The sequence below is a fragment of the Streptomyces sp. NBC_00210 genome (assembly GCF_045160975.1).
Lineage (GTDB): Bacteria > Actinomycetota > Actinomycetes > Streptomycetales > Streptomycetaceae > Streptomyces.
This window is the reverse complement of sequence record NZ_CP108120.1, coordinates 3,850,057-3,876,823: the sequence shown is the minus strand read 5'-3', so window position 1 is coordinate 3,876,823 and position 26,767 is coordinate 3,850,057. Positions and strand designations below refer to the sequence as shown.

Here is a 26,767-nt window from a genome sequence, read left to right as displayed (position 1 = left end):
TGCCGGCGAGTGATCACTCGCCGGTGGATCACTTGTCGATGTCGCCGACGACGAAGAACAGCGAGCCCAGGATCGCCACCATGTCGGCGACGAGCGTCCCCGGCAGGAGTACCGCCAGCGCCTGGATGTTGTTGTACGACGCCGAGCGCAGCTTCAGCCGGTAAGGGGTCTTCTCGCCCTTGGAGACCAGGTAGTAGCCGTTGATGCCGAGAGGGTTCTCGGTCCATGCGTAGGTGTGGCCCTCGGGCGCCTTCAGCACCTTCGGCAGCCGCTGGTTGATCGGCCCCGCCGGGAGGTCCGCGATCCGGTCCAGGCAGGCATCCGCCAGCTCCAGCGCGTTGTGCGTCTGATCGAGCAGCACCTCGAAGCGGGCCAGGCAGTCGCCCTCCGCCCGGGTGACGACCTTGAGGGTGTCCTGCAGCTCCCCGTACGCCAGATAGGGCTCGTCGCGCCGCAGGTCGAAGTCGACGCCGGACGCGCGGGCGATGGGGCCGCTGACTCCGTACGCGTGCACGGCCTGTGCCGACAGCACGCCCACACCGCGCGTACGGCCGCGGAAGATCTCGTTGCCGAGGACCAGCCGGTCGTACACATCCATCCGGGAACGGAGCTCCGCCACCGCCTGCCTGGCCCGGCCGAGCCAGCCGGCCGGGAGGTCCTCCTTGAGGCCGCCGACCCGGTTGAACATGTAGTGCATCCGGCCGCCGGAGACCTCCTCCATGACGTGCTGGAGGTCTTCGCGTTCCCGGAAGGCGTGGAAGATCGGGGTGATTCCGCCCAGTTCGAGTGGGTACGAGCCGAGGAACATCAGGTGGTTCAGGACCCGGTTGAGCTCGGCGAGGAGCGTACGGGTCCAGACCGCGCGCTCGGGGACCTCCATGCCGAGCATGCGCTCGACGGCGATGACGACGCCGAGCTCGTTGGAGAAGGCGGAGAGCCAGTCGTGGCGGTTGGCCAGCATGATGATCTGGCGGTAGTCGCGCGCCTCGAAGAGCTTCTCGGCGCCGCGGTGCATATAGCCGATGACGGGCTCGGCGTGCTGGATGCGCTCGCCGTCGAGTACGAGACGGAGGCGGAGGACGCCGTGGGTGGAGGGGTGCTGGGGGCCGATGTTGAGCACCATGTCGGTGCTTTCTGCCGCGCCGCCGATGCCGACCGTGGTCTCCGTCATGGGCGACAGTATCCCTCTGTATGGGCTCAGCCCCGAACCCGCCCCCTACGCCCTGCGGGCGTGGGGGGACCCCCGGTCCGCAATCGCCGGACGGGCCTGATCGTGGACCCCGGTCCTCAAACGCCGGGCGGGGTTGATCGCCGACCTACCCGCTGGCGCAGCCAGCCGAAGTCGCCGAGGCCGGGCCTTGCCGTCAGTTCCGCCGCCTCGCCCGCCGCGGCCAGCGCCCGGACGTAGGCCGTCGGGTCGGTCGACGCCAGCGACAACGGGGGCCGCGTGGCCCAGACGCCCAGGTCGGCGAGGGCTTCGCGTTGGGTGGTCAGGGTCGCGCCGGGCAGGGCGCACGCGTCCAGGGCCACATGCGCCGTGATGTCGCAGCTGCCGTCCGGGACGGGCTGGACCTCCCGGCCGGCCCGGAACCCGGTCAGCGTTCCGAAGAGCGGCCGGGCGTCCCGTACATGTGCATAGTCGACCGCGACCGCGAGCCCCGCCCGAAGCGTGCCGACCGCCGACGCCCATGCCTCGTCCCGCGGGCGGCCGATCTCCGCGCGCATGCCCGGTTCCCCCAGCGGCCACCAGCGGGCCAGCCACTGCGCGTCCGGGCCGGTGACGGGGGAGCCGAGGCGCTCCGTGCCGTCCGGGCGGACGAGGACGTGGCGCGCCACCCCGTCCTGATCCACCTCGGCGACGTCCACCGGGACGTTGTCCAGCCACTCGTTGGCGAAGAGGAGTCCGCTCACCCCGGCGGGCGGCTCCGTGCACCACTCGATGCGCGGGTCCAGGCCGGCGGGCCGGAGGGCCTGTTCGACGGCGTACGCCTGTACCGGGAAGCCGGAGGGGAGTGCGGCCAGCACGCCCGTGAGGAGTTCGCCGCGCCCCGCACCGACATCGACGAAAGCCACTTCGTCCGCTTCGTCCAGCTCGTCCGCCGTTGCCTGAAGCAGTCGCGCGATGGCCGCGGCGAACAGGGGCGAGGCGTGCACCGACGTACGGAAGTGGCCGGCCGGTCCCTCGGGCCGCAGATAGAAGCCGTCGGGTCCGTACAGCGCAGCCTGAGTCGCTTCCCGCCAACCCCGCCACTGACCCGTCTCAGCCGCCACGTCATCCATCACGGGCACAAGTCTCCACCTTGCGGAGTACGCCTCCGCCGCCCGGATCGCTCCTCCGGTTGACCCCTGCACCTATCTGCTTTCCCTACTCTGGGTTACGTGCAGCGCCTCTATGACTTCATCCGCAGACACCCGATGGGCGTCGACACCTTCTGGGCTGTCATGCTCTTCGGTTTCTCCATGCTGTGGGTGATCCAGGTGCCGGTCGGGGTCGAGGCCCGCTGGTCGGCCGCGTTCATCGTTCTCCTGCTGTGCGTGGTGGTGGCGCTGCGCCGCCGTATGCCGGAGAAGATGCTGGTCCTCGCCGCCGTGCTGGGCGTGGCCCAGCTCGTGGCGGACGTCGATGTCAACCCGGCCGACTTCGCGATGCTGGTGATCATCTACACCGTCGCCGCCCACGACGGACCCCGCTGGGCGTCCCGTCTTGCGCTCGTCGGCGGCCTCTCCGCGGCCACGATCTCGCAGATCCGCTGGCCGGCGGAGAACACCAGCCTCGGCGGAAAGATCTTCTTCACGATCGTCATGAGCGTGCCCTTCGCACTTGCCTGGGTGCTCGGCGACTCGATACGCACTCGGCGCGCGTACTTCGACCAGCTCGAGGAACGCGCGACCCGGCTGGAGAAGGAGCGCGAGGCGCAGGCGAAGGTCGCCGTCGCGGCCGAGCGCGCCCGGATCGCCCGCGAGCTGCACGACGTCGTCGCACACAACGTCTCGGTGATGGTGGTGCAGGCCGACGGCGCCGCGTATGTCCTGGACGCCGCGCCCGACCAGGCCAAGCAGGCGCTGGAGACCATCTCGACCACCGGCCGCCAGGCGCTCGCGGAGATGCGCAGGCTGCTCGGCGTACTGCGCACCGGCGACGCCCCGGAGAGCGGCGAGTACGTCCCGCAGCCCGATGTGCAGCAGATCGAGGATCTGGTCGAGCAGGTGCGCCGCGCCGGTCTGACCGTGGACTTCAAGATCGAGGGAACGCCGCGGCCGCTGCCGAGCGGCGTCGAGCTCACCGCGTACCGCATCGTCCAGGAGGCGCTGACCAACACCCGCAAGCACGGCGGCCCGGACGTCGGCGCCAGCGTGCGTCTCGTCTACTTCGACGACGGCCTCGGCCTGCTGGTGGAGGACGACGGCCGTGGCTCGGCGCACGAGCTGTACGAGGACGGTGGCGCCGACGGTCAGGGCCACGGGCTCATCGGCATGCGCGAGCGCGTCGGTATGGTCGGCGGCACGCTGGACGCGGGGCCACGGCCCGGCGGCGGCTTCCGGATCAGTGCACTGCTTCCCCTCAAGCCCGCCCACTAGAGCCCGCCCACTAGAGACCGAGGACTCAACTGACATGTCCATCCGTGTGATGCTCGTCGACGATCAGGTGCTGCTGCGCACGGGGTTCCGGATGGTGCTCGCCGCCCAGCCGGACATGGAGGTCGTCGCGGAGGCGGGTGACGGCGCGGAGGCGATCGAGAACCTCCGTTCCACGGCCGTGGACGTGGTGCTGATGGACGTACGCATGCCGAGGCTGGACGGCGTAGAGGCGACCCGCCGGATCTGTGCCGAGCCGGACGCGCCGAAGGTGCTGATCCTGACCACCTTCGACCTGGACGAGTACGCCTTCTCCGGGCTGAAGGCGGGCGCCAGCGGCTTCATGCTCAAGGACGTGCCGCCCGGCGAACTGCTCGGCGCGATCCGCTCGGTGCACAGCGGCGACGCGGTGGTCGCGCCGTCCACCACGCGCCGGCTGCTCGACCGCTTCTCGCCGATGCTGCCCAGCAGCTCCCACGAGCCGCAGAACAAGGAGCTGGAGCGGCTCACCGACCGGGAGCGAGAGGTGATGCTGCTCGTCGCCCAGGGCCTGTCGAACGGCGAGATCGCGGCCCGTCTGGTGCTGTCGGAGGCCACGGTCAAGACGCATGTGGGCCGCATCCTCACCAAACTGAATCTGCGGGACCGGGTGCAGGTGGTGGTGCTGGCGTACGAGACGGGCCTGGTGCGGGCGGGCGGCGGGGCGGCCTGACGCATGCTGCTCTGGATCAACGGCCCCTTCGGGGGCGGCAAGACCCAGACCGCGTACGAATTGCGGCGACGGCTGCCCGGCAGCGTCGTCTGCGATCCCGAGCATGTCGGCTTCGGCCTGCACCGGATGCTTCCGCGTGAACTGCGATCGGACTTCCAGGATCTGGCCGCCTGGCGGCAGGGCGTGTACGAGGTGCTGGACCTGACGCTGCGGACGTACGAGGGCGTGGTGATCGCGCCCATGACGGTGGTCGAGCCGGCGTACTTCGAGGAGACGGTGGGCCGGCTGCGGGCGGCCGGGCACGAGGTGCACCACTTCGCGCTGCTCGCGGAGCGCGAGACGGTGCTGCGGCGGCTGACGGAGCGGGGGCTCGGCCGCGGGCTCAAGCGCGAGAGCTTCGCGGTGCGGCAGCTGGACCTGTGTCTGGAGCGGCTGAACCGGCCGCTGTTCGCCGAGCACATCCGTACCGACCGGGTCGGTGTGCCGCAGGTGGCCGACAAGATCGCGGCTTCGGCGGGGCTGAGCCTTGAGCCGAACGCGGACGGGCCGCTGCGGCACCGGCTGCGCAAGGCGTGGACGGGCCTCAAGCACATTCGCCTCGGCTGACGTCGAACGACTCAGTCCTCACGGCCCTCGCGCAGGACGAGGTCCAGCAGGCCGGGGAAGCGCGCGTCGAACTCCGGGCGCCGCAGCCGGTTCACTCGCTTCGGTCCCATGTCGCGCTGCTCGACGAGCCCGGCGGCGCGCAGCACCGAGAAGTGATGGCTGATCGCCGCCTTCCGTACGGGCACGTCGAAGGATCCGCAGGTGCGCGTCCACTCCTCGGAGGTGGCGAGTTCGCGGACGAGCTGGATGCGTACGGGATCGGCCAGGGCGTCGAGCGCGTTCAGCAGCGGGACGTCGGCGGGGTGCGTGTGCTCGGGTGCGGGCCGGTGACTGCTCATGTCTCTGTCGTGTTCTCCTCGTCTTTCTTGTTCTTCCTTGCGGAGTGTTCGACGACGGTCATACACTCCAAGTGTTCGCTTCCCATTGAACACTCTGGGCGAGGAGTTCGCTATGCGCGCGATTCAGGTGACGGAGTACGGCGGCCCCGAGGTGCTGCGACTGGTCGAGGCGGACGCGCCGGAGCCCGGTCCGGGCGAGGTCGCCATCGATGTCGCGTACGCCGGCGTGAACTTCGCGGAGATCAGGGCCAGGCGCACCGGCTACCGGGTGCCAAGTCTCCCCTTCCGGCCCGGACTTGAGGTCTCGGGCCGGGTGCGGGCGCTTGGCGACGGCGTCACGGATCTGGCCGTCGGACAGGAGGTCGCCGCCTTCATCTCGCACGGCGGCTATGCGGAGGTTGCCATCGCGCCCGCCGCCCAGGTCTTCCCGGTCCCCGCCCGTCTTTCGCTGCGTACGGCGGCCACGCTGCCGACCGTGCTGCCCACCGCGCACGCTCTGGTGCACGAGCTGGGGCGGCTGCGGGCCGGCGAGAGCGTGCTGGTGCAGGGCGCGGCGGGCGGAGTCGGCACGGTGGCGGGCCAGTTGGCGAAGCGCGTGGGCGACGGTGCTGTCTACGGCGTCGTCTCGTCCACCGCCAAGGCGGAGTTCGCGCTGAAGCACGGCTACGACCAGGTCTTCGTCGGCGACGACTGGGAGTCGCAGCTGGCCGGTGCGACCGACGGGCGCGGCGTCGACCTGCTGCTCGACCCGATCGGCGGCGAGCAGCTGCGCCGCAGCCTTGACTCGCTGGCGCCGTTCGGCCGGGTGGTGAACTTCGGCAATACGAGCGACGAGGCGGCGTGGCAGTTCGGCGCGGCCGAACTCGCGCCCGGTGCACGGTCGGTGGCGTTCTTCTCGATCCTGACCCTGGCGGTGACGGAGCCCAAGGCGCTGCGGGAGCTGTCGGAGCGGGCGTTCCGGCTGGTCGCGGACGGGGCTGTGGAGCTGCCGGTCACCGCCGAACTGCCGCTAGCCGAGGCGGCGGAGGCGCACCGGCTGATGGAGAGCCGCGCGACGACGGGCAAGCTGCTGCTCCGTGTCGCCCTGGATTAGCCGTGGATCAGCGGAGCACGGTCTCCAGGAAGTCGCTGCCCAGCCGTGCGACGGCGGTGACGTCCAGCTGGTGCAGTACGTAACGGCCGCGCCGCCGGGTCGAGACGAGCCCTGCCTTCTTCAGCACGGCGAGATGACGGGAGACCTCGGGCGCGGTGATGTTGTACGCGTCCGCCAGCTCGCTCGTCGTGTACGGCGAGCGGGCGAGGTGGCGGCACAGCCGCATCCGCATCGGGTGCGCAAGCGCCTCCATCCGGAGCTTCAGCAGCTCGACGGGGGCGGGGCCGGGCAGTGACGGTGAGCCGACCGGGTAGTGGATCACCGGCCGCCAGCCGGGCGCGTGCAGCACCATCAGATGCGGCCAGCCGAAGCTGGACGGCACGAGGGAGAGCCCGGCGCCGACGGCGGGGTCGAGGGCTGTCGTTCGCCCGTCCGCGAGCTTGTCGGCGCTGATACGGGCGTGGTCCTCGTCCACCGCGAGCGCGGGCGAGACGGCGTGCAGCGCCTCGGCCAGGCCCTTGCGGCGCAGCAGATCGGTCTTGTGCCGGGCGTCGGCGGCGAGCTGGGTGGCGACGCGATGCCAGGTGTCGGCGAAGAAGGCCTGGTCGCAGTCCTCGAAGAGACGGCGTACCCAGGCGCGTACGGAAGCCGGGTCGTCCAGCAGCCGCCGGGCGAAGTCGAGCTGCTTGGGGCCGCGGGTGGCCGCGAGTTCGAGGGCGCGCTCGCGGCGGACGGGGTCGGTGAGGGCGGAGGGGCCGCCGACTCCGTACGTACTGGCGCAGGTGAACTCCAGGGCGGCGGCGACGAACCGCTCCTCGTCCAGCCGGTCGAGCATGTCCAGCTCTTCGGCGAGGGTCGTGCCGGTGCGGGCATCGGGGCTGCCCAGACCCGCGAACGGCATGAAGACGTCCGAGAACGTGGTCCGCCACAGGAAGTCGGCCTCGTGCAGCCGGTCTGCGAGATCGGGCTTGAGCCCGGCGGCGGTGGCGGTGGCCCAGCCGTGCAGCCCGGGATGGTGCGCCGGCTCTGCGAGCGCGTGCAGCGCCACGCCGAGCTCGGCGAGAGGGGAAATCTCGAAGACGATGCGCTCAGGGGCCAGGCCCGCGATGTCGATGCTCACGCTCACGGCTCCATGGTGCGGGGTGCGCGGGGCGGTGGCGGTGTCATTTGACGGGGCTCGTCAATCGACGGGACGAGCGGGGGCGGGTGGGCGCAGCGTGAGGTCATGAATGCGATGCATCAGTACATGCTGGACAGTTACCGCGCATCCCAGCACGGCACCAAGGCTCCGCCCCAGCCGGGCCTCCACGACTGGCAGGCCGCGCGCGAACTCACGACCCACGCGGCCCCCCGCCGCGCCCGCCACTCCCGGGGCCGCGTCCGCTCGGCGCTGGCCCGCCTGCTCCACTCCGGCTGAGGGTGCGGGCTTCCCCCGCGCCTGCCCCTGCTCTCTGGGGCACGGGGTGCCTTCCCCTACCCGCCCCTTCCCGCTGTGCCGATTTGCGGCTCCGCCGCGTGGGGGGCAAGCCCCCGGACTAGCCCCCGGACTCCCTGTACGCCCTTCGGGCGTTGTCCTCAATCTCCGCCGGACTTCGTCCGGGGGACCCCCAGACGGGCTGAATCTTTCAGCCCCGCCGGCGATTGAGTTGTGGGGGTCCCCCAGGTGGGGTCTCCCCACGCCCGCAGGGCGTAGGGGGAGGGTCCGGGGCGGAGCCCCGGTTCGGGAAGGGGCGGCGCCCGGTTCACAGCCTGTGGACAACTGCAAGAGGGCCTCACGCGCTGGCGTAGCATGACGAGAAATCGTCCGGTACCCCCCGCGGACTGGAACGGAAGGCCCCGCCGCGTGAATGCCACAGCACCACAGGAACCGCTCGACCCGCGGGACCGCCCCGCCAGGCTGCGCGTCGGCGTCGTCGGAGCCGGCCGCGTCGGCCCGGCCCTCGCGGCATCGCTGCAGCTCGCGGGACACCGACCGGTCGCGGTCTCCGGAGTCTCCGACGCATCCGTGCGACGCGCGGCCGCACTGCTCCCCGACGTACCGATCGTGCCCCCGGCCGAAGTCCTCGCCCGCGCCGAGCTCGTGCTGCTGACCGTCCCCGACGACGCACTGCCCGCGCTGGTCGACGGCCTCGTCGAGACCGGCGCCGTACGCCCCGGGCAGCTGCTCGTGCACACCTCCGGGCGGTACGGCACCAAGGTGCTGGACCCCGCCACGCGGGCCGGTGCGCTCCCGCTCGCGCTGCACCCCGCCATGACCTTCACCGGGACGAGCGTCGACGTGCAGCGTCTCGCGGGCTGCTCGTTCGGTGTGACCGCCCCCGACGAGCTGCGGCTCGCCGCCGAGGCGCTGGTCATCGAGATGGGCGGCGAGCCCGAGTGGATCGAGGAGGAGGCCCGCCCGCTCTACCACGCGGCCCTCGCCCTCGGCGCGAACCACCTGGTCACCCTGGTCGCCCAGTCGATGGAGCTGCTGCGTACGGCGGGGGTTGCCGCCCCCGACCGGATGCTCGGCCCGCTCCTCGGCGCGGCCCTCGACAACGCCCTGCGCTCCGGCGACGCGGCCCTGACCGGACCCGTCGCCCGTGGCGACGCCGGCACCGTCGCCGTCCATGTCGCCGAGCTGCGCAAGCACGCACCCGGCACCGTCGCCGGTTATCTGGCGATGGCCCGCACCACCGCCGACCGCGCCCTCGCGCACGGCCTGCTCAAGCCCGAGCTGGCGGAGGATCTGCTGGGCGTTCTCGCCGAGGGGGACCAGCGATGAGCAGGCGCACCGTCGAGCTCGTGCCGACCAGAGGCGATCTGCAGTACGCCATCGACCACCACGGCGCCCTCGGCCGCACCGCCGTCGTCATGACCATGGGCGCCCTGCACGAGGGCCACGCCACGCTGATCCGCGCCGCGCGCGAGCACGTCGGCAGCGAGGGCTTCGTCATCGTCACGGTCTTCGTCAACCCGCTCCAGTTCGGCGCGGGCGAGGACCTCGACCGTTATCCCCGTACGCTCGACGCGGACCTCAAGACGGCCGAAGAGGCGGGCGCCGACGTCGTGTTCGCCCCTTCGGCCGAGGAGGTCTATCCGGGCGGCGAGCCGCAGGTCAGGATCACCGCGGGCCCCATGGGCGAGCGCCTCGAAGGAGAGAGCCGCCCCGGCCACTTCGACGGCGTGCTCACTGTCGTCGCCAAGCTCCTGCATCTCACCCGCCCCGGTGTGGCGTTCTTCGGGCAGAAGGACGCGCAGCAGCTCGCCCTGATCCGCCGGATGGCCGCCGATCTCAACTTCCCGGTCGAGATCGTGGGCGTACCGACCGTGCGGGAGCCGGACGGCCTCGCGCTCTCCAGCCGTAACCGTTTTCTCTCGGCCGACGAGCGCCGCACCGCCCTCGCGCTGTCCGGAGCGCTGTTCGCGGCCCGCGACCGGCTCGCCGCCCAGCAGGCGTTGCTCGCGCGTGCCGAGTCGCTGCCCGCCTCGCAGTCCCGGGCCGCCGCGCTGTCCAAGCTGGGCGAGGCCCGGGCCGCCGCCGACGCGCACGCGGTGGCCCAGGCGGGACCCGGCGGCGCCGACGCGGTACGGGCCGCGGCCCGTGTCGTCCTCGACGAGGCGGCCAAGGCGAACCCGCCGCTCGTACTCGACTATCTGGCCCTCGTCGACCCGGCCGACTTCACCGAGGTCCCCGACGACCACACCGGCGAGGCGATCATCGCCGTCGCGGCCCGGGTGGGCACTACGCGGCTGATCGACAACATCCCCCTGACCTTCGGAGCGCCCAAGTGACCGGAATACGGCTGCACGCCCCCGCCCCCGGCTGGTCCATCGACGCCGAGGTCGTCGTGGTCGGCTCCGGGGTGGCCGGCCTGACCGCCGCGCTGCGCTGCGCCGCGGCAGGGCTGAGCACGGTCGTGGTCACCAAGGCCCGTCTGGACGACGGCTCCACGCGCTGGGCACAGGGCGGCATCGCCGCGGCGCTCGGCGACGGAGACACACCCGAGCAGCATCTGGACGACACCCTGGTCGCGGGCGCCGGCCTGTGCGACGAGGTGGCGGTACGCACCCTGGTCACCGAGGGCCCCGGCGCCGTACGCCGACTGATCGCCACCGGCGCGCACTTCGACACCGACCCGGGCTCCGGCGAGATAGAGCTGACCCGCGAGGGCGGGCACCACCGCCGCCGTATCGCGCACGCGGGCGGCGACGCGACAGGTGCCGAGATCTCCCGCGCGCTGGTCGAGGCGGTGCGCGAAGCGGGCATCCGTACGATCGAGAACGCCCTGGTCCTGGACCTGTTGACGGACGCCGAAGGCCGTACGGCAGGCATCACCCTGCATGTCATGGGCGAGGGCCAGCACGACGGCGTCGGCGCGGTCCACAGCCCCACCGTCGTCCTGGCCACCGGCGGCATGGGCCAGGTCTTCTCCGCCACGACCAACCCCGCGGTCTCCACGGGCGACGGCGTCGCGCTCGCGCTGCGCGCCGGTGCGGAGGTCTCCGACCTCGAATTCGTGCAGTTCCACCCGACCGTGCTCTTCCTCGGCCCGGACTCCGAGGGCCAGCAGCCGCTGGTCTCCGAGGCGGTACGGGGAGAGGGCGCCCATCTCGTCGACGCGTCCGGCACCCGCTTCATGCTCGGACAGCACGAGCTGGCCGAACTCGCGCCCCGCGACATCGTCGCCAAGGGCATCATGCGCCGGATGCAGGAACAGGGCACGGCTCATATGTACCTGGACGCCCGCCACTTCGGCGCCGAGATGTGGGAGCAGCGCTTCCCGACGATCCTGGCCGCCTGCCGCGCCCATGGCATCGACCCGGTCACCGAGCCCATCCCGGTCGCCCCCGCCGCGCATTACGCCTCCGGCGGGGTGCGCACGGACCTGCACGGCCGCACCACGGTCCCGGGACTGTACGCATGCGGCGAAGTGGCGTGTACGGGAGTGCACGGCGCGAACCGGCTGGCCTCCAACTCCCTTCTGGAAGGGCTGGTCTTCGCGGAGCGCATCGCCGTCGACATCGCATCCCGGGCCCCGTTCGCGGCCGGCGCCCCCGCGAACCCGGCGAGCCCGTCCGTACTGCCGCTCATCGCCCCCGAGTCGCGGGCCGAGATCCAGCGGATCATGTCCCACGGCGCGGGCGTGCTCCGCTCGGCCGAGAGCCTCGCGGCCGCGGCCGCCGCGCTGCACTCCGTACACCGCAACGCCGTGCACGACCACGAGGGTTCGGGCAAGACGGCCGAGCCCGGCGTCGAGTCCTGGGAGACGTCGAACCTTCTGTGCGTGGCCCGCGTACTGACCACCGCGGCCCTGGAGCGCGAGGAGACCCGCGGCTGTCACTGGCGCGACGACCGGCCCGAGCGGGACGACGCCGACTGGCGCCGCCATCTCGTCGTACGCCTCGCGCCCGACGGCCCGCCCGTCTCCCGCAACCCTTCCAACGAGACGCTTCGCGTCACGCCTCCCCCTCTCGTCGTCAGCCGCACCGAGAGCACCGCATTCGCCCCGACCGTCCTCGACACCGTCCCCGACGCCCCCAGGGAGCCGTAACCGTGAGCACGCCCGAAGAACGTCCGCGCCCCGTGGACGTACCGCTGATCCAGATCGGCGCCCCCGCCCCGTCCAAGGGCGGCTGCGGGGACGGCTGCGGCTGCTCCGGCGAGGGGGAGGAGTACGACGAGCTGGAGTGCGGTCTGGACCCCACGCTCGCGCAGCTGCTCGCCGACGCGGGCCTCGATCCCGTACAGGTCGAGGACATCGCCCACCTCGCGATCGCCGAGGACCTGGACGGTGGCGTGGATGTGACGACGGTGGCGACCGTTCCCGAAGACGCCGTCGCCACCGGCGACTTCACGGCTCGTGAGGCCGGTACGGTCGCGGGCCTGCGGGTCGCCGAGGCGGTCCTGTCGATCGTGTGCACCGACGAGTTCGAGGTGGAGCGGCACGTCGAGGACGGCGACCGCGTCGAGGCCGGCCAGAAGCTGCTGTCCGTCACCACCAACACCCGTGACCTGCTCACCGGCGAGCGCAGCGCACTCAACATCCTGTGCCGCCTCTCCGGCATCGCGACCGCCACGCGCGCGTGGGCGGACGTGCTCGAGGGCACCGGCGCCCGGGTCCGCGACACCCGCAAGACGACGCCGGGACTGCGCGCCCTCGAGAAGTACGCGGTGCGCTGCGGCGGCGGCGTCAACCACCGGATGTCGCTCTCGGATGCCGCGCTCGTCAAGGACAACCACGTGGTCGCCGCGGGCGGCGTGGCGGAGGCCTTCAAGGCCGTACGGGACACCTTCCCGGACCTCCCGATCGAGGTCGAGGTGGACACCCTGCACCAGGTCCGCGAAGTCCTGGACGCGGGCGCGGACCTGATCCTGCTGGACAACTTCACCCCGGCCGAGACCGAGGAGGCCGTCGCGATCGTCGCGCACCGCGCCGCCCTCGAGTCCTCGGGGAGGCTCACGCTGGACAACGCCCGCGCGTACGCCGAAACGGGCGTCGACTACCTCGCGGTGGGCGCGCTGACGCACTCCTCCCGGATCCTCGACATCGGCCTCGACCTGCGTGAGGCAGGCGTCTGATGCTGCTCACGATCGATGTCGGCAACACCCAGACCGTCCTCGGCCTGTTCGACGGCGAGGAGATCGTCGAACACTGGCGCATCTCCACGGACGCCCGCCGCACCGCCGACGAACTGGCCGTCCTGCTGCAGGGTCTGATGGGCATGCACCCGCTGCTCGGCGAGGAACTGGGCGACGGTATCGAGGGCATCGCCATCTGCTCCACCGTTCCCTCGGTCCTGCACGAGCTGCGCGAGGTGACCCGCCGCTACTACGGCGACGTCCCGTCCGTCCTCGTCGAGCCCGGCATCAAGACCGGCGTGCCGATCCTGATGGACAACCCGAAGGAGGTCGGCGCGGACCGCATCATCAACGCGGTCGCCGCGGTCGATCTGTACGGCGGCCCGGCGATCGTCGTCGACTTCGGCACAGCGACGACCTTCGACGCGGTCAGCGCGCGCGGCGAGTACGCGGGCGGCGTGATCGCCCCGGGCATCGAGATCTCCGTCGAGGCCCTCGGCGTCAAGGGCGCCCAGCTCCGCAAGATCGAACTGGCCCGCCCGCGCAGTGTTATCGGCAAGAACACGGTCGAGGCGATGCAGGCGGGCATCGTGTACGGCTTCGCGGGCCAGGTCGACGGCGTGGTCAAGCGCATGAAGGGCGAACTCGCGGATGACCCGGACGAGGTCACGGTGATCGCGACGGGCGGTCTGGCCCCGATGGTGATGGGCGAAGCCTCGGAAATCGACGAACACGAGCCGTGGCTGACGCTGATCGGGCTGCGGTTGGTGTACGAGCGCAACGTCTCCCGCATGTGACAGTCGCCCCGGTCGGTGGTGGGCGTGGGCCGGGGCGTTTGTGGTTGCCGCCGGTGGATGGTTTCGCAGGCGAACCCCCGGGGCCCGCGCCGCACGGCACCGGTGCACCCCAGCCCCACAGAAAGCTTCGCCGCGCCCGGGGTGGCCAATTAACCCGATTTTGTCCAAGTCGGACGTATCGTCGGCTCATGCCCACGCCATACGGATCCCGCGGCGGCATGGCCTTCAGCGCAGACGAGCTGCGTGTGCTCCGACGCGCTCTCGCCAGCGCCCTCCATCCCGCCCCTCTCACCGACTCGGACGTCCAGGACTGTCTGCGACTGGCCGGTTCCCTGGACGAGGCGGTTCGCGAGGCCGGCCGGCTGCGTACGTTCCTGCTCGCCGACCTCGTCCGCTACCGCGACGCGCTCCCCGGTTCCGCCACCGGCTATCTGGAGCTCCTCCAGGACGCCCTGGCCACCGGCTACGACCCCCGCCCGGAAGACCTGTCCGCGCTGCGCACCCTGCGCGGCAACCCGGTCGGCGCCGCCGTACTGCAGCGCTGCCAGGGGCTCGCCGAGCAGTCGTTGCGCGCCCGGCTGGCCGGCCGCGCAAGGGGGCCCGGCGCCGCCGCGCCCGCTCCTCGCACCCGCCTCCTCGCGCTCCCCGGCGGCCGCGCGTCCGACGACTCGAAGCCGCAGCCCAAGCCCCAGCACAAACCCCGGCAGGCGCCGCAGGAGAAACCGCAGCCCAAGGGGCCCACGCCCCCCGACCGCCCGATGCCGAAGCCGTCCGAGGTCTTCCCTCCCCGCCGCAAGCCCGTGCCCCCACCGGAAGAGCGGGCCGCCGGATAGCTACTCTGGAGCCATGGACTACGTATCCGCGCTCCTGCCCCCCGTGGTGATGGCCGCCTTCTTCACCGTCCTGGTCGTGACGATCGTCAAGAGCCAGGGTGGCCCGAACAAGGCCAAGGAGGACGCGATCGCGGACGCCGTGATCGCCCGCGCGGAATCCACCCGCCAGGCCGGCCGGGACGCCTGACGCCACACGACGCACCGCGCGCTCGCGCTTCAAGGACGTACGGCAGATTTCCGGGGCCGTACGTCCTTTTTGTTACGTCAATAACCGGCCATTCCCGGCATCTCGCACTATGGTGGCGCTGTGCCCCGCCAATTGGGAGAGCTCGAAGACGCCGTCATGACACGCGTCTGGCAATGGAACCGGCCGGTCACGGTCCGGGAAGTCCTGGAAGACCTTCAGCAGGAACGGTCCATCGCCTACACCACCGTCATGACCGTAATGGACAATCTCCATCAGAAGGGCTGGGTACGCAGGGAAGTCGACGGCCGCGCCTATCGATATACGGCGGTCTCCACCCGCGCCGCGTACTCCGCCGCACTGATGAACGAAGCCTGGTCCAAGAGTGACAACCCCGCCGCCGCACTAGTCGCCTTCTTCGGCATGATGTCGTCCGAGCAGCGTGAAGCCCTCCAAGCCGCTGTCCGCATCGTTCAGGGCGACGAGCCCGCCGAGGGCGGTACGCAGGCGGGGCGATAGCGTCGGGCCATGTCTTATGTCGCAGCAAATGCCATCACCGTCCGGCGGGCCAGGACCAGCGATGTGCCCTCGGTCCGCCGACTCGTCGACCCGTACGTGAGTGAAGGCATCCTGCTCGACAAAGCGACGGTCACCCTTTACGAAGCCATCCAGGAGTTCTGGGTCGCGGAACGCGACGACGATGCCCGCGTGGTCGGCTGCGGTGCTCTGCATGTCATGTGGGAAGACCTCGCCGAAGTCCGCACTCTTGCCGTCGATCCGGTCTTCAAGGGCACCGGCATCGGACATCAGGTGCTGGACAAGCTGTTGGACACGGCCCGCTGGCTCGGAGTGCGCCGGGTTTTCTGCCTCACCTTCGAAGTGGACTTCTTCGGCAAGCACGGCTTCGTGGAGATCGGTGAGACACCGGTCGACGGAGATGTCTACAGCGAGCTGCTGCGTTCCTATGACGAGGGTGTCGCCGAGTTCCTCGGGCTCGAACGAGTGAAGCCGAACACCTTGGGCAACAGTCGGATGCTTCTGCACCTGTGATCACCACAAGAACCGGAACCCTATGTCCGAATCGCGCACGTTTCCCGCGTTCTCGAGGTTCTGAACCTCTCCCAAGGGTTTGTGTTTTCCAAGGAAAAGCGGTTTCCTTTCCGCGTACTGCATTTTCGATGAAAGGAAATCCGGTGGCACAGAAGGTTCAGGTCCTTCTTGTCGATGACCTCGTCGGCGGCGAGGCGGACGAGACGGTGACGTTCGCTCTGGATGGCAAGACGTACGAGATCGACCTCACCGCCGCCAACGCGGACAAGCTCCGTCAGTCGCTCGCGGAGTTCGTGAAGGCCGGCCGTCGCACGGGCGGTCGTAGCTCGACCGGCCGTGGCAAGGGCCGTGCGGCCGCGGGCGGCAACAAGGACACCGCCGAAATCCGCGCCTGGGCCAAGGCGAACGGCTTCGAGGTCAACGACCGCGGCCGCGTCCCGGCCCATGTCCGTGAGGCTTACGAGAAGGCCAACGGCTGAGTATTCGCACGCGGCGTATTCGTACGCAGCAATCGGGCCCGGTGGCACTCGGTCGCCACGGTGTCCACGAGTCGTACGAGATCGGGGCTGATACCCCTATCGGTTCCGGCACTGCGCCCGAAAGAGTTCAGGGCCGGCAGAGTCGGCTCCACCTCGCGCCCCGGCACGGGGGGTCGCAGCCATACGGCGGCCCCCCGCGAGCCGTACCATCCGGGCGGCGGCGGGGCCGTCATCAGCCCGCCCGCGCCGATGGTGGTCAGATCGAGGGCGATCCCGCCCCACTGCAGCCAGTCGAGCAGCCCAGGCAGCTCGTCGGCGCTCCCGGCGGCCACCAGGAGCCGCATTCTGTGCCCCATGAGGGCTACCGGTCCGGCTGTCCCTGCCGAGTCCGTACGGCGCAGCACGGCCGCTCCGGCGTCCGCCGGCAGCTCCAGCACATCGAAGCGCTGCCCGGTCAGCAGCCGCACCGGGGACCCGCCCGCGGTGGCCCAGCCGAGCTCGTCCTCGTACCACTGCGCAATGCCGCCGTCGACGGGCGTACGGGGGAGCGGGACGGTGAGAGCCATAATTGAGGAACTACCGAGCAGCCCCCTGGGTTACGCAGAGTGTGTGACTGATTGCACACGGTGTCCGAGTTGGGGGCGTACGGAGGCATTCGAGTGCGCAAGGTTGTTCGCCCGTAGCTGAGGGAACCGGTGCGCGCCGCATGGAGTGTCAGTGCTTACGGGTAAGACATTCCTAGTGGCAAGGGGCGACACGCCTGCCTGGCCGTCTCACGTTCGCCATCGGCGTAGCGGTGGTGAGGGTATCTGCCTGGCCTGCGGGAACATCGTCTCGCACCATCGGGTTGGAGCAGTTGTCGGCGTTCAGCGGTCAGGAGGCCACAGACGGGTGTCGGCAGTTGGAATGAGCGGTCCCCGCTTGCGGGACTAAGCTGCGGAAGGACAGGGAGGGGACCGACCCCTTTACTGCCTGACCGCTCTGAGGAGCGATTAACGATGTTCGAGAGGTTCACCGACCGCGCGCGGCGGGTTGTCGTCCTGGCTCAGGAAGAAGCCCGGATGCTCAACCACAACTACATCGGCACCGAGCACATCCTCCTGGGCCTTATCCACGAGGGTGAGGGTGTCGCCGCTAAGGCCCTGGAGAGCCTCGGGATTTCGCTCGAGGCGGTCCGCCAGCAGGTGGAGGAGATCATCGGCCAGGGCCAGCAGGCCCCGTCCGGGCACATCCCCTTCACCCCTCGTGCCAAGAAGGTCCTGGAGCTGTCGCTCCGCGAGGCTCTTCAGCTGGGCCACAACTACATCGGCACCGAGCACATCCTGCTCGGCCTGATCCGCGAGGGCGAGGGCGTCGCCGCCCAGGTCCTCGTGAAGCTGGGCGCCGATCTCAACCGGGTGCGGCAGCAGGTCATCCAGCTGCTCTCCGGTTACCAGGGCAAGGAAGCCGCCACAGCAGGCGGCCCGGCCGAGGGCACGCCCTCGACGTCGCTCGTCCTGGACCAGTTCGGCCGGAATCTCACCCAGGCCGCTCGTGAGTCCAAGCTCGACCCGGTCATCGGGCGCGAGAAGGAGATCGAGCGGGTCATGCAGGTGCTGTCCCGCCGTACCAAGAACAACCCGGTCCTCATCGGCGAGCCCGGCGTCGGCAAGACGGCGGTCGTCGAGGGCCTGGCGCAGGCCATCGTCAAGGGCGAGGTGCCCGAGACCCTCAAGGACAAGCACCTCTACACCCTGGACCTCGGCGCGCTGGTTGCCGGATCCCGCTACCGCGGTGACTTCGAGGAGCGCCTGAAGAAGGTCCTCAAGGAGATCCGCACCCGCGGCGACATCATCCTGTTCATCGACGAGCTCCACACCCTGGTGGGTGCGGGCGCCGCCGAGGGCGCGATCGACGCGGCTTCGATCCTGAAGCCGATGCTCGCGCGCGGTGAGCTGCAGACCATCGGCGCCACCACGCTCGACGAGTACCGCAAGCACCTGGAGAAGGACGCGGCCCTGGAGCGCCGCTTCCAGCCCATCCAGGTCGCGGAGCCGTCGCTGCCGCACACCATCGAGATCCTCAAGGGCCTGCGGGACCGTTACGAGGCCCACCACCGCGTCTCCATCACGGACGAGGCGCTGGTCCAGGCCGCGACGCTGGCCGACCGGTACATCTCGGACCGCTTCCTGCCGGACAAGGCGATCGACCTGATCGACGAGGCCGGTTCCCGGATGCGTATCCGCCGGATGACCGCGCCGCCGGACCTCCGCGAGTTCGACGAGAAGATCGCGGGCGTCCGCCGCGACAAGGAGTCGGCGATCGACTCCCAGGACTTCGAGAAGGCGGCCTCTCTCCGCGACAAGGAGAAGCAGCTGCTCGCCGCGAAGGCCAAGCGCGAGAAGGAATGGAAGGCCGGCGACATGGACGTCGTCGCCGAGGTCGACGGCGAGCTGATCGCCGAAGTCCTGGCCACGGCCACCGGTATTCCGGTCTTCAAGCTGACCGAGGAGGAGTCCTCGCGTCTGCTGCGCATGGAGGACGAGCTCCACAAGCGCGTCATCGGCCAGAAGGACGCCATCAAGGCCCTTTCCCAGGCGATCCGGCGTACCCGCGCCGGCCTGAAGGACCCGAAGCGCCCCGGTGGCTCGTTCATCTTCGCCGGCCCGTCCGGTGTCGGTAAGACCGAGCTCTCCAAGACGCTCGCCGAATTCCTCTTCGGCGACGAGGACGCGCTGATCTCCCTCGACATGTCGGAGTTCAGCGAGAAGCACACGGTTTCCCGTCTCTTCGGTTCCCCGCCCGGATACGTGGGTTACGAAGAGGGCGGCCAGCTCACCGAGAAGGTGCGCCGGAAGCCGTTCTCCGTCGTCCTCTTCGACGAGGTCGAGAAGGCCCACCCCGATATCTTCAATTCCCTTCTGCAGATCCTGGAGGACGGTCGCCTGACCGACTCCCAGGGCCGCGTCGTGGACTTCAAGAACACGGTCATCATCATGACGACCAACCTCGGGACCCGGGACATCTCGAAGGGCTTCAACCTGGGCTTCGCGGCGCAGGGCGACGTCAAGTCGAACTACGAGCGGATGAAGGTCAAGGTCAACGAAGAGCTCAAGCAGCACTTCCGGCCCGAGTTCCTCAACCGTGTCGACGACACGGTGGTCTTCCACCAGCTGACCGAGGAAGACATCATCCAGATCGTCGACCTCATGGTCGCCAAGGTGGACGAGCGCCTGAAGGACCGCGACATGGGCCTGGAGCTCAGCCCCACGGCCAAGTCGCTGCTCGCCAAGAAGGGCTACGACCCGGTGCTGGGCGCCCGGCCGCTGCGCCGGACGATCCAGCGCGAGATCGAGGACATCCTGTCGGAGAAGATCCTCTTCGGCGAGCTGCGCCCCGGTCACATCGTGGTCGTGGACACCGAGGGCGAGGGTGAGGAGAAGAAGTTCACCTTCCGCGGCGAGGAGAAGTCGGCGCTGCCGGACGTGCCTCCGATCGAGCAGGCGGCCGGCGGAGCCGGGCCGAACCTGTCGAAGGACGCGTAGGCGTTCTGAGTGTCTGAAGGGGCTGCCCCGGAACCAGTGATGGTTCCGGGGCAGCCCCTTTTCGCCTTCGTCAGCGGTAGCCGATGATCTGTCGCTTGGGAAGCCCGGAGACACTGAGCTTCAACCCGGTCACGGCCCGCAGCGGCGTCAGATTCAGCTCTTCCTCCTCCATCGAAGGGTACGAGATGAAGACGGAGCGCAGCCGGGATATCCGGGCCATGGCCCCCACATCGACGGCGGAAACCCGCACGGCATCCAGGTCGACCACCTCCAGTGCGTCGAGCTCCGGGAGGAAGGCGAGGCTCTCCACGCCGGAGCAGCGCCTGATGGCCACCTGCTTGAGCTGGGAAGCGCAGCAGCGCAGGAAGGCCAGGTCGGTGAGGAGCTTGTTGTCCGCGATACCGATGGTCTCGATGCTGTGGCCGTCGAGGTGAGCCTCGAGTTCGGCGGCGCTGATGTCACCCGTGATGTCGAGATGCCGAGCGTGTGACAACACGGGCAGCTGTGCCAGCTGTTCGCGGGCGGTGATGAGCACGGGCACGTCCGTCAGGTCGACACGAGCCAGGACTTCGCGGGCGTAGTCCGCGGCCGGATAGTTGGCCCAATTGCGCGCCAGTGCGGAGGAGAAGTGGTCGGAGCCGTCGGCCTTTTCCGCGAAGCGCCGGGCGTAGGGGATGGCGTCGGCTCCGCCGATCTGGTTGATCAGATCGACCACCGCCCTTTCGTGCGTCCTGGGCCGGGGGGCGGGGCTCGGCAGAAGCGGCAGCACATACGGCCCCAGCCGGGCCAGCAGGTGCAGCTCCAGGCTGTTGCGGGGCTCGACGACAGACCTGATCCCCGCCCGTACGCGCTCAAGGGTGTCCGAGTCCAGCCACGCCGCGTGTTGCGCACACAGCGCGGCCAGTACGTACAGCTCGGTGCGCAGCCTGCCTTCCTGCATCCCCTGTGAGGTACCGGCGGTCATCAACCCATTGACCAGCACGGTCAGTTCCCGGCGCGAACAGTGGCCTGCGGCCAGCAGCAGGACATCCTGCCACTGCTGCTCGTGGGCGTGCTTCAGCGCCTCCTGGATGTGGTCGCCTTCGACGAACTCCTTGGCCGCCAGGAAGTCCTGGAAGGTCCGGTGGGCGAACTGGAAGTCGTCGTCGCCGCGTTCCTGGAGGAGACCACTGCGGTTGAGCAGATGGTTCAGTACATCCTCGGGCGTGCCCTGCTCCCGTACCCGTGGCATCCCCGGCAGGGCGCGCTTGAGTTGGTGCAGCGCCTGTTCCCGGGTGAATTCGGCCTGGCCGCCCCGCACGAGCCACACCGCGATCCGCTGGAGCAGCTGCAGGTGCTCCTCCACAGTCATCGAGATGCCTTCGGGCGCGTCGATCTTGCGGCGCTTGTCGCGGTTGCCGAGGAGCATCTGGAGCGCGGACTGGTAGAGCGCCCACCGGGTCTCCGGCAGGAAGCCCTGGCGCAGCCGGTGCAGAGCGCAGATGACCGCGCAGAGCAGCGGTGTACGGGCGAGATCGCTGAGTGCGCGGTTCTGCTCGAACTGCTGGGCCAGCTCCCGTTCCAGGTCGTCCAGGTTCTCGCCGTCGTCGCCGTCCAGCCGGGCTGCCCTGTGCCATGCGGCGACGAAGGCATGGATGTCCGAGCCCGTCATGGGCAGCAGGCTGAGCTCCTCGAAGCCCTCCGACTTCAGCCAGTCCGGCTCGACCGCGAGTGGCCGTACGGTCACCACACACCGGGTGCCGGGGAAGCGGGCGAGCAGCCCGGACAGCCACTCGTGGGCCTCCTCCCGGTCGTCCTTCGGCATCTCGTCAAGACCGTCCAGCAGCAGCAGGGCGCGACCGGCCTTGAGGACCCGCCCCGCCCAGCCTTCGGGCGGATCATCGGCCGTCAGCTGGGCCACCGAGTGGAGTTGGGAAGGGGTGGGGAAGGTGCCGCCGCGGGCGCGCAGGGTACGCAGGGGGACGACGAACGGCACCAGGCCGTTCAGCTGATCGAGCCGCGGACCGAGCGTCCCCGCCGAGGCATGCGCGGCAAGCCACCACATGAGCGTCGTCTTTCCGGCGCCGGCCTCACCGCGCAGCAGGACGCGCGGCCGGTCGGCCAGCAGGTCGTCGATCCTCTTCGGTTCACAGGTCACGGCACCGCCCGCTTCGGGGACTTCGGGCACTACGGGGACTTGGGGCGGGGCGCCGCGCCCGTCGTGACTCCCGCCCTGCCGAGGCCGGGCCTCCAGGCTCACATAGGCCGTGTCGAGGTCCCATTCGGAGTCCCGTTTGCGCAGCTCGTCAAGGCCGAAGATCCTCGTTCGGCGGTAGGCGGCGCCCACGGCCTCCGCGTACTCCCGCTCAAAGCGGAGGTCGTTGACCGCCGGGCTGCTGAGCTCCGTCAGGCGCGGCGGCGAGTGACCGGTCGACGCACCGTACGCGTCAAGGAAGCCTCGGTTCATCGCGAGCGTCTGCAGGGGAAGGCACTCGACTCGCCGGTGGCCACGGCCGCGAGGGACCTCCTGGACGATGCCGAGAAGCCCGTCGTCGGCGAAGACCGGCGCACCGGAGAGACCGGCGAGCGGCGATGTACCGTCAGCGGGCTCGCTCGCGGGAGGCCGGTCGAACTCGAACACCATGGTGCGCCGGATGAGGCCGGCCATGGGGAGGATCGTCCCGGTGTACTGATCGAGGTCCAGCTTGCGGCCGCCGTCGTACCGCTGGATGTGGGGGAAGCCGATGATCTCGCAATGCGTCAGTGGCCGGTCGGTGGCCAGGGTGCTCATACGGGGCAGCTGCGTGAGTGCTTCCGGCTTTCGCGTGATGTGCAGCAATGCTGCATCGAGGCCCTCGTCGGACCAGACCAGCCGGCAGAGCAGTTCGCCGGAGCTGCCGGGGACAGCCACATGGGCGGTGTCGGCGGCGCCGACGACATGCGCGCACGTGAGCACTGTGCTGCGGCCGATCAGTACGCCGCTGCCCTGGTGGTGGGACAGGACCGCGACGACGCTCCGGAACGGCGCCGGGGATGACGAGCGGGCCATCAGCCAGCGGGTCCGGCGCCGAAGTCTTCGGTGCTGCCGAGGTCTTCGTTGCTCACCTTCCAGGGCTGGCCGGTGGTCGCGTTCCGCGGCTTGAGTGCGAAGGCGATCTTGTGGGTGTGGCCCGTTGTACGGCCGGCGTCCGCGCCCGCCTCCACCACCCACGCCTTGACCTTCGTGCCGCCCTTGATCTCCTTGCGGAGCTCGATCGTGAACTCCATCTGGATGTCGCCCACTTCGAAGACCACGGGCTGACCGGTGGCCCGTGTGGCCGCGTCGAGTAACTGGTCCCGTACCGACTGGATCGCGTCGGCGAGCTCAATGTCCGTCATGGCCCGGACCGTACCTTCCGTACGGTCCGGGCCATGTCGTTTCAGCAGAACTTCGGCTTCTGCCAGGAGCATTCGAGGTCGGACGGAAGCTCATGGGTGCGCGCCGTCTTCGGCGGCACGGCGGCGATCGTGCCCGCCCCCGTGTCCGACTTCGCCAGCGTGACCACGATCGCGTCCTCGATGCTCTTCACCGAGGAGGCGAGGTAGTTGTTGAGGACGACGCTGTAGACGAGCTCACGGCCGGCCGCATCCTTCACGTAACCGGAAAGCGCCGACGCGCCCGTCAAGGAGCCCGTCTTGCCACGGGCGTTGAGCGCGGCAGGCGTCGCGCACATACGGGAGCGGAGCGTGCCGCCGATGGCGCGGTCCGGGTTGCAGGCCACCGGGAGGGATGCGTACCAGTCGGCGTACCAGGGGGCGTCCCGAACCGATAGAAGCAGGGTGGCGAGCTGCTGGGCCGGGAAGAGGTTCATCCGGGTCAGGCCCGAGCCGTCGAGCTGGCGGATCGTGGAGGTCTGCACGCCCTCCTGTTTCAGATAGCCGCCGATCGCCGTCAGGCCCGCGTCCCAGGTGCCGCGGCCGGCCTTCTCGTAACCGATCGTCTTGGTGAGCGCCTCGGCGTGCATGTTGTTGGACAGCTTCATGAACGGGAGCATCAACTCCCGCAGCGGCATGGAGCTGTGCGAGGCGAGGAGCTTCGCGTCCGGCGGGGTGGGGCGGCCGAGGCGGGGGTGGCCGGTGATGCGTATGCCGTGCTGGGCGAGGGCGTCGGAGAAGACCGCGGCGGCGTAGCCGGTGGGCTCCCACACGGTTACCCACTCCTTGGTGGCGCTCGCGCCGACCGGGATGTTTCCGCTGACGGTGATCGTGTTGGTGCCGTGCTGCCGCTCGACGGAGAGGGTGTCGGGCAGGCCCTTGTCGACCGTGGTGCCGCGGTTGTCGATGCGTACGTAGTCGGTGGCCGGGGTGAGCTTCACCTGCGGTTTGTCGCCGGGTGCGGCGCCGGGAAGGGCCTCGACGATGACCGTGCCGGAGTCGTAGTCGGTGTCGGGCGCGACGGTCAGCGGTGAGATCTGCGCGGAGTAGTACGAGGACTCGTCGTCCGCGGCCCAGGAGCGGCCGAGGCGCTGGGTGTCGAAGCGGGTGTCGTCGGCGACGAGGCGGCCGGTGACGCGCTTGACGCCCGAGGCGGCGAGGTCGGCGGCCAGCTGGTCGTAGTCCTTGGCGAGGGTTGTCGGGTCGCCGCTGCCGCGCAGATACAGGTCGCCGCGGAGGGTGGAGCCATGCCGGCGGCCGTCGGTCAGGACGTCGGTGCGGTAGCGGTAGTCGGGCCCGAGTAACGCCATCGCGGCGGTGGAGGTGGCGAGTTTGGTGTTGGAGGCGGGCATCAGCCGGTCGGTGCCGTCGTGCTGGTAGAGCTGCTCCCCGGTGGCGGCGTCGGCGATGACCACGCTCGCCGCTCCGCCGTCCAGCCGGGCATCGGTGAGGATCTTGTCGATGGCGCCCTTGAGGCCGGTGTCGGAGGGTCCGGCCCCGGCGGGCGCGCTCCAGGTGAGTGTGCAGGCGAGCCCGATGGCGACGGGCCAGATCCAGCCGTGGCGCTTCACACGGCGCTTCGAGCGAATCACGGGTCTACTCATGGCACAGGAGCATCCCGGACGAGAGTGCGTGCGGGAAGAACGCGTCGAGGGCTGTGCGGCGCCTCAGCCGTGGCGGGTGGTGGCCTTCCGCCGCCCTCAGGAGGAGGCCGGGAGAAGCGCCGCGGGCAGTTGGCCGCCCCTTGAATCCGTGACAAGGCGCACAGGACAATTCGGACCTACTACCCGGAATAGTCGCAGCGATCAGCCTCGATCCGGCACCTTCGGGTCGCCGGCGGGTGGGATCTTCTGCCCTCTCGTGCCCGATGGCTGGGGATCCATGCCGGATGTCCCATTCGCTCGGTTCGGATGTGGGGCTAAACCTCTTCGCTTCGGTCGATTCTCAACCGTTTTGTCCGATTTCGGGAAGGGTCTGGAGGGGCGTCAAGAGTCGAATTCCTGGCGCGCTGTCTACGGCCTATGGTCGTAGATGGGCGGTTTGAGACAGCGCGGGGACTCGGGTTACCAAGGGATGGCCAGCCCGGCGCAGACGTGCCGGGTCCCTTTATGCCCGGAGGTTTCCCGATGACGCAGCGCGCTACGTCCCACCATCCCCGCCGGTCCGCTCTCCGTACCCGTGCCGCCGTGCTGGCTGCCGGTCTGGGGGCGTCCATGGCGCTCGGAGCCGGGGCCGCGTTCGCCGCTGGGACCACCACGACCACTGCCGTGGTTGCCGCTCCGGTGAACACCTCCAGTGCCGTCGCCGCGCAGGCCGTGGCGCAGGCCAAGGCCGCCGCCGCTGCCCAGCACGCCGCTGCCGTCAAGCACGCTGCCGCCGTCGCGCACGCAGCTGCGGTCAAGCAGGCAGCCGCCAAGCAGGCCGCCGCGAAGAAGGCCGCGGCTGCCGCCGTCAAGAAGGCCGCTGCGAAGAAGGCCGCCGCGAAGAAGGTCGGCTGGTCCCAGCCGGTCGCCAAGTACACGCTGAGCGCCACCTACGGCAAGGCGGGCAACATGTGGTCGCACGCCCACTCCGGCCAGGACTTCGCGGTGCCGATCGGCACCAAGGTCGTGGCCACGCACGGCGGCACCGTCGTGAAGGCCGGCCCGAACGGCGGCGGTGACGGCCCCGCGTACGGCAACGCCATCGTGATCAAGCACGCCAACGGCAAGTACTCGCAGTATGCGCACCTTTCGCGCATCGACGTGCACATAGGCCAGACGGTGAAGACCGGACAGAAGATCGCCCTCTCCGGCAACACCGGCAACTCCAGCGGTCCGCACGTGCACTTCGAGATCCGTACGACCCCGAACTACGGCTCCGCCGTCGACCCCGTCGCCTTCCTGCGCTCCGTGGGCGTCACGGTCTGACGTCCGACGGGTCTGACAGGTCCCACGGGTCGGACGGGTCACACGGGTCCGGCGGGTCTGACATCCGACGCTGAAAGGCGCCCTCAGGGCGTGACGTGGTGGGCCTGGGTGACCAGGCCCATCGCCACTTCCAGGACGGCCTTGCGCTTTTCCTCCGGGTCGGCCGCGACGTCCTTGAGCACGAACATTCCGGCGTGCATCGTGAAGAGCGCGCTGACGCAGCGGACCTGGTCCTCCAGGGCTGCTTCCGGCTCCTTGACGAGGTCGAGCATCACCAGCATCCGGTCCCTGAAGGTCTCGCCGATGCTCAGGTCGCGCACGGTGGCCTGGTTCTCCTGCATGAAGCGGAAGAGCGGGGCCGAGACCGTCAGCGCCTCGCTGTAGCGGCGGAGGATCTCCTGCTTCGTCTCCAGGGTGCGCGGCTGCGTCTGCCCCCACTCGATCAGTTCGTCGATCGGCCTGGTCAGGTCCTGGAAGAGGCTGATCAGGATGTCTTCCTTGGTCTTGAAGTGGTAGTACAGCGCGGCCTTGGTGACGTCCAGCCGTTCGGCGATCTCGCGCAGCGACGTCTTCTCGTAACCCTGCTCGGCGAAGAGTTCCAGGGCGACGTCCTGAATGCGCTGACGGGTGTTGCCTCTGGCCATGGGGCACTCCTGAGAAAAACTTACTTGACGCCCGGCTAGTGGCGGGCTACCTTCCCCAGTGTAGTCA

The 26,767-nt window shown here is 69.9% G+C and carries 26 protein-coding genes; 17 read left to right on the top strand and 9 right to left on the bottom strand.

The features are described 5' to 3' along the window. Positions 1 to 28 precede the first annotated feature (28 nt). Together OG729_RS17580 and OG729_RS17575 are read right to left on the bottom strand one after the other, a co-directional pair. Positions 29 to 1,171, bottom strand: coding sequence for an NADH-quinone oxidoreductase subunit D (locus OG729_RS17580; RefSeq protein WP_360871332.1), 1,143 nt, complete (start codon positions 1,169 to 1,171; stop codon positions 29 to 31). A 116-nt stretch (positions 1,172 to 1,287) separates the two neighbouring features. After that, positions 1,288 to 2,280, bottom strand: coding sequence for an SAM-dependent methyltransferase (locus tag OG729_RS17575; RefSeq protein ID WP_405811162.1), 993 nt, complete (start codon positions 2,278 to 2,280; stop codon positions 1,288 to 1,290). Positions 2,281 to 2,379: 99 nt separating this feature from the next. On the opposite strand from OG729_RS17575, the gene OG729_RS17570 reads away from it, so the two are divergent. From OG729_RS17570 to OG729_RS17560, 3 genes are read left to right on the top strand one after another with little or no spacing between them, the layout of a single operon-like run. Then, on the top strand, positions 2,380 to 3,579 hold the full coding sequence (locus OG729_RS17570) for a sensor histidine kinase (protein WP_405806982.1): 1,200 nt from the start codon (positions 2,380 to 2,382) through the stop codon (positions 3,577 to 3,579). Between the two features lie 34 nt (positions 3,580 to 3,613). Beyond that, positions 3,614 to 4,288, top strand: coding sequence for a response regulator transcription factor (locus OG729_RS17565; protein ID WP_360871338.1), 675 nt, complete (start codon positions 3,614 to 3,616; stop codon positions 4,286 to 4,288). Between the two features lie 3 nt (positions 4,289 to 4,291). Continuing rightward, positions 4,292 to 4,894, top strand: coding sequence for an AAA family ATPase (locus OG729_RS17560; protein ID WP_405806981.1), 603 nt, complete (start codon positions 4,292 to 4,294; stop codon positions 4,892 to 4,894). An 11-nt stretch (positions 4,895 to 4,905) separates the two neighbouring features. Here OG729_RS17560 and OG729_RS17555 read toward each other — a convergent pair whose 3' ends face one another. Beyond that, positions 4,906 to 5,232 carry a helix-turn-helix transcriptional regulator gene (locus tag OG729_RS17555; RefSeq protein ID WP_360871343.1) on the bottom strand — a complete coding sequence of 109 codons (327 nt, stop codon included), beginning with the start codon at positions 5,230 to 5,232 and terminating at the stop codon, positions 4,906 to 4,908. A 112-nt stretch (positions 5,233 to 5,344) separates the two neighbouring features. Here OG729_RS17555 and OG729_RS17550 point away from each other — a divergent pair, with 112 nt between their 5' ends. After that, complete coding sequence (locus OG729_RS17550; RefSeq protein WP_405806979.1) at positions 5,345 to 6,325, top strand: zinc-binding alcohol dehydrogenase family protein; 981 nt, start codon at positions 5,345 to 5,347, stop codon at positions 6,323 to 6,325. A 7-nt stretch (positions 6,326 to 6,332) separates the two neighbouring features. Here the strand turns inward: OG729_RS17550 and OG729_RS17545 are convergent, their stop codons facing one another. Beyond that, positions 6,333 to 7,445, bottom strand: coding sequence for a DUF5937 family protein (locus tag OG729_RS17545; RefSeq protein ID WP_405811160.1), 1,113 nt, complete (start codon positions 7,443 to 7,445; stop codon positions 6,333 to 6,335). Between the two features lie 105 nt (positions 7,446 to 7,550). Between OG729_RS17545 and OG729_RS17540 the strand changes: the two genes are divergently transcribed. The 11 genes from OG729_RS17540 (at position 7,551) to OG729_RS17490 (ending at position 16,230) form a co-directional block, all read left to right on the top strand. Next, positions 7,551 to 7,742 (top strand): hypothetical protein, encoded by a 192-nt coding sequence (locus tag OG729_RS17540; RefSeq protein ID WP_405806977.1) that lies wholly within the window; start codon positions 7,551 to 7,553, stop codon positions 7,740 to 7,742. A 426-nt stretch (positions 7,743 to 8,168) separates the two neighbouring features. After that, positions 8,169 to 9,089 carry a DUF2520 domain-containing protein gene (locus OG729_RS17535; protein ID WP_360871352.1) on the top strand — a complete coding sequence of 307 codons (921 nt, stop codon included), beginning with the start codon at positions 8,169 to 8,171 and terminating at the stop codon, positions 9,087 to 9,089. After that, a complete protein-coding gene (gene panC, locus OG729_RS17530; RefSeq protein WP_405806975.1) occupies positions 9,086 to 10,099 on the top strand; it encodes a pantoate--beta-alanine ligase in 1,014 nt (337 codons plus the stop codon). Before OG729_RS17535 ends, panC begins: the two co-directional genes overlap by 4 nt. Further along, positions 10,096 to 11,859: an L-aspartate oxidase gene (locus OG729_RS17525; protein WP_360871357.1), complete on the top strand. Its 1,764-nt coding sequence runs from the start codon at positions 10,096 to 10,098 to the stop codon at positions 11,857 to 11,859. The genes panC and OG729_RS17525 overlap by 4 nt, the downstream gene beginning before the upstream one ends. A 2-nt stretch (positions 11,860 to 11,861) precedes the next feature. After that, complete coding sequence (gene nadC, locus OG729_RS17520) at positions 11,862 to 12,887, top strand: carboxylating nicotinate-nucleotide diphosphorylase (protein ID WP_405806973.1); 1,026 nt, start codon at positions 11,862 to 11,864, stop codon at positions 12,885 to 12,887. Further along, the gene (locus OG729_RS17515) at positions 12,887 to 13,684 is read left to right on the top strand and encodes a type III pantothenate kinase (protein WP_360871363.1); all 798 of its coding nucleotides are present in this window, start codon (positions 12,887 to 12,889) and stop codon (positions 13,682 to 13,684) included. Before nadC ends, OG729_RS17515 begins: the two co-directional genes overlap by 1 nt. A 218-nt stretch (positions 13,685 to 13,902) precedes the next feature. Next, positions 13,903 to 14,517, top strand: coding sequence for a hypothetical protein (locus OG729_RS17510; protein ID WP_360871499.1), 615 nt, complete (start codon positions 13,903 to 13,905; stop codon positions 14,515 to 14,517). Positions 14,518 to 14,530: 13 nt separating this feature from the next. Further along, a complete protein-coding gene (locus OG729_RS17505) occupies positions 14,531 to 14,704 on the top strand; it encodes a hypothetical protein (protein WP_405806971.1) in 174 nt (57 codons plus the stop codon). 120 nt (positions 14,705 to 14,824) lie between these two features. Then, positions 14,825 to 15,220: a BlaI/MecI/CopY family transcriptional regulator gene (locus OG729_RS17500; RefSeq protein ID WP_360871369.1), complete on the top strand. Its 396-nt coding sequence runs from the start codon at positions 14,825 to 14,827 to the stop codon at positions 15,218 to 15,220. A 9-nt stretch (positions 15,221 to 15,229) separates the two neighbouring features. After that, positions 15,230 to 15,751, top strand: a complete 522-nt coding sequence (locus tag OG729_RS17495) for an amino-acid N-acetyltransferase (protein ID WP_360871371.1) — start codon at positions 15,230 to 15,232, stop codon at positions 15,749 to 15,751. Positions 15,752 to 15,894: 143 nt separating this feature from the next. Continuing rightward, positions 15,895 to 16,230 carry an Lsr2 family protein gene (locus OG729_RS17490; protein WP_360871374.1) on the top strand — a complete coding sequence of 112 codons (336 nt, stop codon included), beginning with the start codon at positions 15,895 to 15,897 and terminating at the stop codon, positions 16,228 to 16,230. Here OG729_RS17490 and OG729_RS17485 read toward each other — a convergent pair. Continuing rightward, positions 16,209 to 16,796 carry an SCO3374 family protein gene (locus OG729_RS17485; protein WP_405806969.1) on the bottom strand — a complete coding sequence of 196 codons (588 nt, stop codon included), beginning with the start codon at positions 16,794 to 16,796 and terminating at the stop codon, positions 16,209 to 16,211. The two genes, OG729_RS17490 and OG729_RS17485, sit on opposite strands and share 22 nt — an antisense overlap. Before the next feature lie 432 nt (positions 16,797 to 17,228). Between OG729_RS17485 and OG729_RS17480 the strand changes: the two genes are divergently transcribed. Further along, on the top strand, positions 17,229 to 19,754 hold the full coding sequence (locus OG729_RS17480) for an ATP-dependent Clp protease ATP-binding subunit (protein ID WP_326651694.1): 2,526 nt from the start codon (positions 17,229 to 17,231) through the stop codon (positions 19,752 to 19,754). 70 nt (positions 19,755 to 19,824) lie between these two features. Here the strand turns inward: OG729_RS17480 and OG729_RS17475 are convergent, their stop codons facing one another. From OG729_RS17475 to dacB, 3 genes are read right to left on the bottom strand one after another with little or no spacing between them, the layout of a single operon-like run. Further along, the gene (locus tag OG729_RS17475) at positions 19,825 to 22,782 is read right to left on the bottom strand and encodes an NACHT domain-containing protein (protein ID WP_360871380.1); all 2,958 of its coding nucleotides are present in this window, start codon (positions 22,780 to 22,782) and stop codon (positions 19,825 to 19,827) included. Further along, on the bottom strand, positions 22,782 to 23,111 hold the full coding sequence (locus OG729_RS17470) for a trypco2 family protein (RefSeq protein WP_405806966.1): 330 nt from the start codon (positions 23,109 to 23,111) through the stop codon (positions 22,782 to 22,784). The genes OG729_RS17475 and OG729_RS17470 overlap by 1 nt, the downstream gene beginning before the upstream one ends. A 41-nt stretch (positions 23,112 to 23,152) precedes the next feature. Beyond that, positions 23,153 to 24,751, bottom strand: a complete 1,599-nt coding sequence (gene dacB / locus OG729_RS17465; RefSeq protein ID WP_405806965.1) for a D-alanyl-D-alanine carboxypeptidase/D-alanyl-D-alanine-endopeptidase — start codon at positions 24,749 to 24,751, stop codon at positions 23,153 to 23,155. A 522-nt stretch (positions 24,752 to 25,273) separates the two neighbouring features. On the opposite strand from dacB, the gene OG729_RS17460 reads away from it, so the two are divergent. Beyond that, positions 25,274 to 26,056, top strand: coding sequence for a M23 family metallopeptidase (locus OG729_RS17460; protein WP_405806964.1), 783 nt, complete (start codon positions 25,274 to 25,276; stop codon positions 26,054 to 26,056). Positions 26,057 to 26,139: 83 nt separating this feature from the next. Here OG729_RS17460 and OG729_RS17455 read toward each other — a convergent pair whose 3' ends face one another. After that, positions 26,140 to 26,700, bottom strand: coding sequence for a helix-turn-helix domain-containing protein (locus OG729_RS17455; RefSeq protein WP_360871392.1), 561 nt, complete (start codon positions 26,698 to 26,700; stop codon positions 26,140 to 26,142). Positions 26,701 to 26,767 lie beyond the last annotated feature (67 nt).

Coding starts and splice junctions, on each gene's coding strand:
- dacB (WP_405806965.1), bottom strand. CDS start 24,751: ATGAGTAGACCCGTGATTCGCTCGAAGCGCCGTGTGAAGCGCCACGGC.
- OG729_RS17580 (WP_360871332.1), bottom strand. CDS start 1,171: ATGACGGAGACCACGGTCGGCATCGGCGGCGCGGCAGAAAGCACCGAC.
- OG729_RS17540 (WP_405806977.1), top strand. CDS start 7,551: ATGAATGCGATGCATCAGTACATGCTGGACAGTTACCGCGCATCCCAG.
- OG729_RS17485 (WP_405806969.1), bottom strand. CDS start 16,796: ATGGCTCTCACCGTCCCGCTCCCCCGTACGCCCGTCGACGGCGGCATT.
- OG729_RS17555 (WP_360871343.1), bottom strand. CDS start 5,232: ATGAGCAGTCACCGGCCCGCACCCGAGCACACGCACCCCGCCGACGTC.
- OG729_RS17470 (WP_405806966.1), bottom strand. CDS start 23,111: ATGACGGACATTGAGCTCGCCGACGCGATCCAGTCGGTACGGGACCAG.
- OG729_RS17505 (WP_405806971.1), top strand. CDS start 14,531: ATGGACTACGTATCCGCGCTCCTGCCCCCCGTGGTGATGGCCGCCTTC.
- OG729_RS17550 (WP_405806979.1), top strand. CDS start 5,345: ATGCGCGCGATTCAGGTGACGGAGTACGGCGGCCCCGAGGTGCTGCGA.
- OG729_RS17515 (WP_360871363.1), top strand. CDS start 12,887: ATGCTGCTCACGATCGATGTCGGCAACACCCAGACCGTCCTCGGCCTG.
- OG729_RS17475 (WP_360871380.1), bottom strand. CDS start 22,782: ATGGCCCGCTCGTCATCCCCGGCGCCGTTCCGGAGCGTCGTCGCGGTC.
- OG729_RS17460 (WP_405806964.1), top strand. CDS start 25,274: ATGACGCAGCGCGCTACGTCCCACCATCCCCGCCGGTCCGCTCTCCGT.
- OG729_RS17495 (WP_360871371.1), top strand. CDS start 15,230: ATGTCTTATGTCGCAGCAAATGCCATCACCGTCCGGCGGGCCAGGACC.
- OG729_RS17480 (WP_326651694.1), top strand. CDS start 17,229: ATGTTCGAGAGGTTCACCGACCGCGCGCGGCGGGTTGTCGTCCTGGCT.
- panC (WP_405806975.1), top strand. CDS start 9,086: ATGAGCAGGCGCACCGTCGAGCTCGTGCCGACCAGAGGCGATCTGCAG.
- OG729_RS17575 (WP_405811162.1), bottom strand. CDS start 2,280: ATGGATGACGTGGCGGCTGAGACGGGTCAGTGGCGGGGTTGGCGGGAA.
- OG729_RS17565 (WP_360871338.1), top strand. CDS start 3,614: ATGTCCATCCGTGTGATGCTCGTCGACGATCAGGTGCTGCTGCGCACG.
- OG729_RS17560 (WP_405806981.1), top strand. CDS start 4,292: ATGCTGCTCTGGATCAACGGCCCCTTCGGGGGCGGCAAGACCCAGACC.
- OG729_RS17455 (WP_360871392.1), bottom strand. CDS start 26,700: ATGGCCAGAGGCAACACCCGTCAGCGCATTCAGGACGTCGCCCTGGAA.
- OG729_RS17510 (WP_360871499.1), top strand. CDS start 13,903: ATGGCCTTCAGCGCAGACGAGCTGCGTGTGCTCCGACGCGCTCTCGCC.